At 65.0% G+C, this 9,013-nt stretch carries 8 protein-coding genes and 2 tRNA genes; 8 read left to right on the forward strand and 2 right to left on the reverse strand.

The window, feature by feature from the left end; all coding sequences use genetic code 11:
• The coding region (locus QU44_RS16335; protein WP_033923479.1) for a 2OG-Fe(II) oxygenase at positions 1-508 on the reverse strand (508 nt) is incomplete at its 3' end.
• Between the two features lie 141 nt (positions 509-649).
• Here QU44_RS16335 and QU44_RS16340 point away from each other — a divergent pair.
• The 4 genes from QU44_RS16340 (at position 650) to QU44_RS16355 (ending at position 3,847) form a co-directional block, all read left to right on the forward strand.
• Positions 650-1,909 (forward strand): GspE/PulE family protein, encoded by a 1,260-nt coding sequence (locus tag QU44_RS16340; protein ID WP_052135024.1) that lies wholly within the window; start codon positions 650-652, stop codon positions 1,907-1,909.
• 61 nt (positions 1,910-1,970) lie between these two features.
• A tRNA-His gene (locus tag QU44_RS16345) sits at positions 1,971-2,047 on the forward strand.
• A gap of 30 nt (positions 2,048-2,077) precedes the next feature.
• Entirely contained in the window at positions 2,078-3,130 is a 1,053-nt protein-coding gene (locus QU44_RS16350) for a Glu/Leu/Phe/Val family dehydrogenase (protein ID WP_033923480.1), read from the forward strand.
• Between the two features lie 54 nt (positions 3,131-3,184).
• The gene (locus QU44_RS16355; RefSeq protein WP_033923481.1) at positions 3,185-3,847 is read left to right on the forward strand and encodes a tetratricopeptide repeat protein; all 663 of its coding nucleotides are present in this window, start codon (positions 3,185-3,187) and stop codon (positions 3,845-3,847) included.
• Between the two features lie 80 nt (positions 3,848-3,927).
• Here QU44_RS16355 and ald read toward each other — a convergent pair whose 3' ends face one another.
• On the reverse strand, positions 3,928-5,046 hold the full coding sequence (ald, locus tag QU44_RS16360; RefSeq protein WP_033923485.1) for an alanine dehydrogenase: 1,119 nt from the start codon (positions 5,044-5,046) through the stop codon (positions 3,928-3,930).
• Between the two features lie 272 nt (positions 5,047-5,318).
• Here ald and QU44_RS16365 point away from each other — a divergent pair, with 272 nt between their 5' ends.
• The 4 genes from QU44_RS16365 to trxB all read left to right on the forward strand — a co-directional run bounded on the left by QU44_RS16365 (position 5,319) and on the right by trxB (position 8,936).
• On the forward strand, positions 5,319-7,163 hold the full coding sequence (locus QU44_RS16365; protein WP_081988129.1) for a potassium transporter Kup: 1,845 nt from the start codon (positions 5,319-5,321) through the stop codon (positions 7,161-7,163).
• Positions 7,160-7,675, forward strand: a complete 516-nt coding sequence (locus QU44_RS16370) for a 2'-5' RNA ligase family protein (RefSeq protein WP_033923482.1) — start codon at positions 7,160-7,162, stop codon at positions 7,673-7,675. The genes QU44_RS16365 and QU44_RS16370 overlap by 4 nt, the downstream gene beginning before the upstream one ends.
• Positions 7,676-7,730: 55 nt before the next feature.
• A tRNA-Met gene (locus QU44_RS16375) sits at positions 7,731-7,807 on the forward strand.
• 160 nt (positions 7,808-7,967) lie between these two features.
• A complete protein-coding gene (gene trxB, locus QU44_RS16380) occupies positions 7,968-8,936 on the forward strand; it encodes a thioredoxin-disulfide reductase (RefSeq protein ID WP_033923483.1) in 969 nt (322 codons plus the stop codon).
• Positions 8,937-9,013: the final 77 nt, after the last annotated feature.

Here is a 9,013-nt window from a genome sequence, read left to right on the forward strand (position 1 = left end):
CCTTGAACCGGGTCGCGCCGCCGGCCTCGGGTTCGTTGAGATACAGCATCACCGTCCAGGTGCGGTTGCCAGCGACCGAGCAAAATTTTTGGAAGTCGGCGCCCTGTGGCTCGAAATAGTCGGTGTGCGCCTTGAACTCCTGTCCGACGGCATAGCGCTGGCCCTGGATCGGTTCGCCATGCGCGGGGTCCAGCCCGCAAAAGGCGGTGATCTGCGCTTCCAATTCGGTGACCAATCGATCGCTGGTGTCGAGGTCGCAGGTTTCGCTGGTGCGAAAGGCGGTGTCGCCGTTGAAGTCGGATACGGTCGACGGGCGGCGCTGCACGTCGATCTGTTCGCACAATGCCGCGCAAATTTCGGCGGATAAAAAGCGTTTGCGGACGAACAGCGTCAGCTTGGGGCTGGGCACTTTCTGGATGCCCGGCTGGGCCAGAATATGGTCGATCACCGGTGCCGGCGGATAGCCCGAGCCGTGCGTTGCGGGCGGGGCGGATGCTTGGGTTGCCATAGCCATATCGTGCCAAAAAACGTCGGCCGGGAAAAGCGCCGTGCCTTGGTCTGCGACCCGATCGGCGCGCCTGACATCAAACCGTAACACCAGGGTCGCAGGACCGTCACGCTTGGACTCTTCGCCGGGCCTTGGGGGGATATGGCAACCGATCATTTGCTTGCACGGCGCCCGCCTTCGGCCCCGCAAGCCGCTGTCCGGCCGACCGGCGGCACCCCCGATCCGAATGAGTTGCTCGATCGCGTGCTCGCCGAATGCCTGGCGCAGCGCGGCGGGGCGGTGCATGTCGATGTTGCGGCAAAGGAGTTGACGATCCGGGTCAGGGCCAATGGCGTGTTGCACGAAGCCATGACGCTCAAAGGCACCGCGGCCAAAGCGCTGCGTGCCTGCCTTGCTGCGCGCGCCGGGCTGGCCGCGGGGCAGGGTGACGGGCGACTGGCAGGGTCAGGGGCCGAATGGCTGGTCCACCGCCTTGATACCGACGACGGCGCGCGCATGGTGTTGACCCCAACCGGCCTTTCCCCAGTGGACGAGCCCCTCGCCGCGATCGGCATGCCGCCCGCGCTGATTCGCACCATCGATAGCGCGCTGTTCGACACGATCGGCGGGGTGGTCGTGGTCGCGGGTCCGCCGGGATCGGGCTGCGCTGGCACCTTGCAGGCGTTGCTCGGTCGGCTGAACGTCGGCACGCGCCGGCTGTTTGCGATCGAGCAGCATGGCAGGGCACCAGCGGCGGATGACGGCATCGGCCGGATTGTGGTCGATCCCGCGGATAAGCGCGGCACGGCCTCTGCGCTGCGCCAGGTGTTACGGCAAGATCCCGACATCGTGCTGCTCGGCGACGTGCCCGATCGCGAAACCGCGCAAATGGTGTTTGAAGCCGCACGCGGACGGCGGCTGTTGCTGATCGGCCTGGCTGCCGACGACGCGGTGGGGGCGATCGCTCAATTGCGCGCGCTGCGGGTCGAGCGGTTTTTGCTCGCCTCCACCTTGCGGTTGGTGGTGGCACAGCGGCAGGTGCAGCGTTTATGCCCCGATTGTCGACAACCGGTCCAGGCATCGGCGGCGGTGTCGGCGCTGTTGGGCTTTGATCCGGGCGCGGTGATCCATGTCAGCGACGGGTGCGAATCGTGCGGTCGCACCGGGCAGGCGGGGCATATGGCCGTGTTCGAAGCGATCGCTTGCGACTCGGCAATCAGCCGGTTGCTCAACGATGGCGGTGATTCCGCCGTGCTTTCGCGTCACGCTTTTGTCGCGGCCCCGAATCTGGGGTCGGCGGCACGGGCGATGGTGCGGGCGGGGCAGACCACGCCTGAGGAAGCATTGCGGATTTCCCGTGGCGGCGCGGCGATGACGTCCTCGATCGTGCAGCCCGATGGTGAGGGCGCACGAACAATGTGAAGAAACCCGCGCATCAATCTTGCGTTCGGCGAAACCCCTCGCTAAACGCGCTCGCTCTACGGCGGTCGTAGTTCAATTGGTTAGAGCACCGGCTTGTGATGCCGGAAGTTGCGGGTTCAAGTCCCGTCGGTCGCCCCATTTTCTTCCCCAACAGCGGAATCATCGTTCGTGCTTACCGACTGGGGTTTCCCCGATTTCGACGATCATGAGGGGCTGCACCTCTTCACCGACCGCGCCAGTGGGCTGCAGGCGGTTATCGCGGTGCATTCGACCGCGCTTGGGCCGGCGGCGGGGGGCACCCGTTTCTGGCACTATGCCGAATCATCGGCGGCGATCACCGATGCGCTGCGCCTGTCGCGCGGCATGAGCTTCAAGAACGCGATGGCCGGCCTGCCGATGGGCGGGGGCAAGGGCGTGATCCTGGCCGATGCCAATCGCACCAAGACGCCTGAAATGCTCAAGGCGTTCGGTCGCGCGGTCGAGTCGCTTGGCGGTCGCTATGTCACCGCCGAAGATGTCGGCATTTCCGAAGCCGATATGATCACCGTGTCGGGCGAGACCAAATTCGTCTCGGGCCTGCCCGCCACCGCCAGCGGCGGGGCAGGGGGCGATCCGGGGCCGTTCACCTCCAACGGCGTCTATCTGGGCGTCAAGGCTGCGGCCAAGCGCGCGCTGGGTACCGACGACATGCGCGGTGTGCATGTCGCGATCCAGGGGGTGGGTAGTGTCGGCGGCGGGCTGGCGCGCCTGCTGGCTGCCGATGGCGCCCGCCTGACACTGGCCGATGTGAATCGCGATCGCGCGCAGGCACTGGCCGAGGCGCTGGGTGCAGCGGTTGCCGATCCCGAGACGGTGCTGTCGATCGAGGCCGACATCGTCAGCCCGAACGCACTTGGCGCGGTGCTGACCCCTGAATCGATCGCGGCGCTGCGGTGTAAGGCAGTTGCGGGCGGGGCCAATAACCAGCTCGCCCATCGCGACGACGGTGCAACGCTGCACGCGCGGGGCATCCTCTATGCGCCCGATTACGTCATCAATGCTGGCGGCATCATCAGCGTTGGCCTGGAATATCTGGGGCATGGCGACCGCGCCGAAGTCGAACGGCGGATCACGCTCATCCCCGGCCGACTTATGGCGATCTGGGACGAAAGCGACCGCACGGAACTGCCGGCGTCGGACGTTGCCGATTCGCAGGCGCTTCGGCTCATCGGGCGCGGCTGACCGCTTTGCAGTTACCCGGCCGGCATCGGTGATCCCGCCGGCCAGAGACTTGCCTTGGGATTCATAAGCCTGGCCTTCCTGATCGCGGTGATCGGCGCGCTGCTTTGGTCGCTGCGGATAGCGGCGCGGCTATGGCCGTTGATCGGCGCGGCCCTGATGCTCGGCGCGACTGGCTATGCGCTGCAAGGGCAACCTTCGCTTGCCGGCAGCATCGCCGATGCCCGGGCGGCGCGATCGGCACCGGTCGATCCGTCGCTGATCGCCATCCGCCAGCAGATGTTCGGGCGTTTCCAATATGCCGACACCTATTTCGCCGTTGCCGACGCGCTGACCCGATCGGGCAAGGATCGGTCGGCGGCGCTGGCGATGCTGGGTGGCGTTCGCTCCGCACCTAACAGCCTGCCATTATGGACATGGCTGGGCGTTGCGTTGAACCAGCAGGAGGGCGGCGCAGTCTCTCCTGCGGCAAATTTGGCGTTTCGCAAGGCGCGGTCGCTGAACCCTGAACATCCCGGCCCCTGGTTTTTCCATGGCATAGCGCTGGTGCGCGCGGGCGAGTTCGACACGGCGCGCGCCTATTGGTTGCGCGCGCTGGCGCTATCCCCTGCGACTTCGGCCTATCGCGCGGCAATCGCCGAACGGATCGCGATGCTCGACCAGTTCATCGCCATGCGGAACCGGATGCAGGCCGAAATGGGCGGCGCGCCCGAAATGTGAGCGGCGGGAGCGCAGGTTTTTCGCCTGCGCTCCCGCTGGGCTGGCCCATGCCCTGTCGGGCCATCATTCACCGAGCAGCCTTATGCCGCGCTGTTGCCCGTCCATTCGGCGAAGGGCAGGTCGAGCGCCTCGGCCACTGCGCGGTGGCGAATCCTGCCCTCGGACACGTTCAGGCCGTTCGCCAGATGCCGGTCGGCAGCCATCGCACCTTCGGCTCCCATCCGGGCCAGCCGCAGCACATAGGGCAGGGTGGCGTTGTTGAGGGCAAAGGCCGAGGTCCGCGCGACCGCGCCCGGCATGTTGGCGACGCAATAATGGATCACGCCGTCGACTTCGAAGACCGGGTCGTCATGCGTGGTGGCATGCGAGGTTTCGAAGCATCCCCCCTGGTCGATCGCGATGTCGACCAGCACCGATCCGCGCTTCATCGTCTTGAGCATGTCGCGGGTCACCAGCTTGGGCGCGGCGGCCCCCGGCACCAGCACCGCGCCGATCACCAGATGCGCGTTCTTTACCGCCGCTGCGATCGCCGCCTTGCTGGCATAGGCGGTCTTGATCTGGCTCGAGAAGAACATGTCGAGTTCGGCCAGCCGGTCATTGTTGATGTCATAGATCGTGACATCGGCGCGCATGCCGACCGCCATCTGCGCCGCGTTGATGCCCGATACGCCGCCGCCCAGGATCGCGACTCGCGCCGGGGCAACGCCCGGCACGCCGCCGAGCAGCACCCCGCGACCGCCCTGCTCCTTCTCCAGATAGTGCGCGCCGACCTGTACAGACATGCGCCCGGCAACCTCGCTCATCGGCTTGAGCAGCGGCAGCGAGCGCGAGTCGCTGGTGACGGTTTCATAGGCGATGCAGGTCGCGCCCGACGCCATCAGCCCCTCGGCCTGGGCCTTGTCGGCGGCGAGGTGGAGATAGGTGAACAGCAGATGCCGCGCCTCTAACATCGCGATTTCGGAGGGCTGTGGTTCCTTTACCTTCACGATCATGTCGCTGCCGGCAAAGACTTCGGCTGCGGTCGCGACGATGCTGGCACCGGCAGCGATATAGGCGTCATCGTCGAAATCGATGCCGCCGCCCGCCTTGGTTTCGACGATCACCTGATGCCCGGCCGCCACCAGTTCGGCCACCGACGGCGGGGTCAGGCCGACGCGATATTCGTGGTTCTTGATTTCCTTGGGTACACCGACTCGCATGATCATATCCTCTCCGGGTAAGTTTATTGCGCGCATATAGCTTGGCCATTCGCGCTTGTCCCGCCATGCGAAACCTGCCCTGATTGGCACGTTGCGGCGGTGCAGCGACGGTGGTAACGGCGCGTACTACTTAAAAGAGAGATTGGTCGCATGGTCGCTCAAGGCCCGCTACCCGCCCGGACGTTTCGTCTGTGATCGACACCCCGACTTCATCGGCTGAGCTGGCAGCCTCGGACAACGCCGAACCGCCGCGCAGCCACGGCAATGGCAGCATGTGGAAGCTGACGCTCGGCGCGATCGGCGTGGTCTTTGGCGATATCGGTACCAGTCCGCTTTATGCGCTGAAGGAATCGTTCGTCGGCCATCATCCGCTGCCGGTCGATGGCTTGCATGTGTTCGGCGTGGTCAGCCTGATCTTTTGGACGATGATGATCATCGTCACGCTGAAATATGTCATCCTGATCATGCGCGCCGATAACAAGGGCGAGGGCGGCAGCCTGGCGCTGCTGGCGTTGATTACCCGGCGATCGGGCGCGCAGCGATGGTCGCGCAGCCTGGTGATGCTGGGGGTGTTTGCGACAGCGCTGTTCTATGGCGACAGCTTCATCACCCCGGCGATCTCGGTGCTGTCGGCGGTCGAGGGGCTGACGACGGTGCAGGCGGGGTTCGAGCCGCTGGTACTGCCGATCGCGGTGGTGATTCTGGTCGGGCTGTTCTTCATGCAGGCGCGCGGCACCGAGGTGATGGGCAAACTCTTCGGCCCGATCATCATCACGTATTTCGTCACGCTGGCGGTTCTTGGCGTGATCAATATCATCCCGACACCGGAAGTGCTGTGGGCCTTGTCGCCGCATTATGCGGCGGCGTTTTTCGCCGATGATCCGCGTCTGGCGTTTCTGGCGCTTGGGTCGGTGGTGTTGGCCGTCACCGGGGCGGAGGCGCTTTATGCCGATATGGGCCATTTCGGGCGCAAGCCGATCGCGATCGGCTGGCTGTATTTCGTCGCGCCGGCGCTGATCCTGAACTATCTCGGCCAGGCCGCGCTGTTGATGAACGACCCCAGCGCCGCGGCGAACCCATTCTTCCGCATGGCCCCCGAAGAGTTCCGCCTGCCATTGGTGATCCTGGCGACGATGGCGACGATCATCGCCAGCCAGGCGGTGATCTCGGGCGCGTTTTCGGTGACGCAGCAGGCGATCCAATTGGGTTTCATGCCGCGCATGCGGATCAACCACACCAGCGCGACGGCGGCGGGGCAGATCTACATTCCGGTGATCAACTGGACGTTGCTGGTGATGGTCCTGCTGCTGGTGTTCTTCTTCCGCAGCTCGACCAATCTCGCCGCCGCTTATGGCATTGCGGTTACCGGCACGATGTTCATCACCACCTGCATGCTGGGTGTGCTGATGGTGCGCGTGTGGAAGATGCCGACGGCACTGGCGTTCGGCGTCACCTTTGTCTTCCTGGTGATCGACGGTGCCTATCTGGCATCGAACCTGACCAAGATACCTGATGGCGGCTGGTTTCCGCTGTTGGCGGGGGTGATCATCCTGACGCTGATGACGACATGGGCCAAGGGGCGCAAATTGATGATCGACCGGCTGCGCGAAAGCGCGATGCCGATCAAGGTGTTCATCCAGTCCGCCGCCAATTCGGCCACGCGCGTGGCGGGGACGGCGGTGTTCATGACCTCCACCCCCGAAGGCGTGCCGCACGCGCTGTTGCACAATCTGAAGCATAACAAAGTGCTGCACGATCGCGTGATTCTGTTGACGGTGAAGATCGTCGACGTGCCCTATGTCTCGGACGACAGCCGGGTGCAGATCGACGATCTGGGGCAGGGGTTTCACCGCATGATCCTGTGCTATGGCTTCATGGAAGAGGCCGACGTTCCCGCCGCGCTTGCCAAGGTGCATGATTGCGGGGCCGAGTTCCGCATGATGGAAACCAGCTTCTTCCTGGCGCGGCAGACATTGTTGCCGTCGGCGCGGCCGGGCATGTCGCTGTGGCGCGAAAAGCTGTTCGCGTGGATGCTGCGGAACGCCGAAAGCGCGATGGAGTTTTTCCGCCTGCCGACCAACCGAGTCGTCGAACTGGGCAGCCAGGTCGAGATTTGACCGACGCAGTGCCTGCCCCGATCATCGTCGCGGCGATTTTCGGCGGGCAGGACGCGGCCTATCTCAACCGGCTGCGTGCCGAACATTTTCCGCCCGAGCGCAACCAGCTCGACGCGCATCTGACGCTGTTTCATCATCTTGCGCCTGAACTGGCGCGCGAATTGAAACAGCGGCTGGTGGCGGAGACGCGGGGCATTGCCGCTCCCGATGCGCGAATCGCGGGGGTGATGTCGCTTGGACGCGGGGTGGCGCTGCGGATCGAATCGCCGGCGATCGAGGAAATCCGCGCGCGGCTGGCCGATGCCTTTGCCCCCATGCTCATCCCGCAGGATCGCGCCGGCTGGCGGCCGCATGTGACGATTCAGAACAAGGTCGAACCCGCCGTCGCCAAGGCGCTGTGCCAGCAGATCGAGGCCGGTTTCGTCGCCAGGCGGCTTTCGATCACCGGCCTTGGCGCGTGGTGGTATCGCGGCGGGCCGTGGGAAGCGCTGTCGCGGCATATGTTCGCTTGACCGCCCGGACACACCGACTTATGAGCGCGCCTTCGCCGATAGGCGGCCCCCTTGGGGCGGAGTAGCTCAGTTGGTTAGAGCACGGGAATCATAATCCTGGGGTCGGGGGTTCAAGTCCCTCCTCCGCTACCATCGAACCCGGCATCGCCGGGCCGATGTGGCCGATCATCGCGATACAGGTATCGTTGCGATGCGTCGCTTCTGGACAGTCGGGGTCCGGGTTCCGATATTGCGTTCTGACGCCGGGTCGCCGTAAGGCCGACCGCACGAACCTCCAATCCGATGGAACGCCATGACGACGCACACCACCCGCATGCTGATTCTGGGCTCTGGCCCGGCCGGGCTTTCCGCTGCCATTTATGGCGCGCGGGCCGGCATGGCACCGATCGTGGTGCAGGGCATCCAGCCGGGCGGACAGCTTACCACCACCACCGATGTCGAGAATTATCCGGGCTTCCGCGAGGTGATCCAGGGGCCGTGGCTGATGGAGGAGATGCAGGCGCAGGCCGAACATGTCGGCACGCGGCTGATGTACGACACCATCGTCGAGGTCGACCTGTCGCGCCGCCCGTTCCGGCTGATCGGCGATGGCGGCGATGTGTATGAGGGCGAAACGCTGGTGATCGCCACTGGCGCACAGGCGCGCTGGCTTGGCCTCGACAGCGAGGAATTGCTCAAGGGCAAGGGCGTGTCGGCCTGTGCGACGTGCGACGGCTTTTTCTATCGCGGCAAGAAGGTGGCGGTGATCGGCGGCGGCAATACCGCAGTCGAGGAAGCGTTGTACCTGACCAACCACAGCGATGAGGTGACGCTGATCCACCGCCGCGACAGCCTGCGCGCCGAGAAGATCCTGCAGGAGCGCCTGTTCGCCAACGACAAGATCAAGGTGCTGTGGAACAAGGGCGTCGAGTGTTTCATCGACGGCGGCGGCACGGCGGGGCTGGTGGGCATCGAATTGCGCGATACCGTCAGCGGTGCGCTGTCGACGATCGACGTCGCGGGCGGCTTTGTCGCGATCGGCCACCATCCGGCGACCGAATTGTTTCGCGGGCATATCGACCTGGACGATGATCACTATATCGCGGTCGAAACCGGATCGACCCGCACCAGCGTCGCTGGCGTGTTCGCTTGCGGCGACGTGATGGACAAGGTGTACCGCCAGGCGATCACCGCTGCGGGCACGGGCTGCATGGCTGCGCTCGACGCCGAACGCTTTCTGGCCGAGGTGGAGTTTGAGGAAATGCGCGAGGCAGCGGAGTAAGGCTTCCCGCAACTGCGCGGCGCAAGAGCGCCGCGCCACCCCCATTCAACCTTCGCTAGGCCGCTTCGCGACCAAGC

The sequence above is a fragment of the Sphingomonas sp. 37zxx genome (genome assembly GCF_000786205.1).
Classification (GTDB): Bacteria; Pseudomonadota; Alphaproteobacteria; order Sphingomonadales; family Sphingomonadaceae; genus Sphingomonas.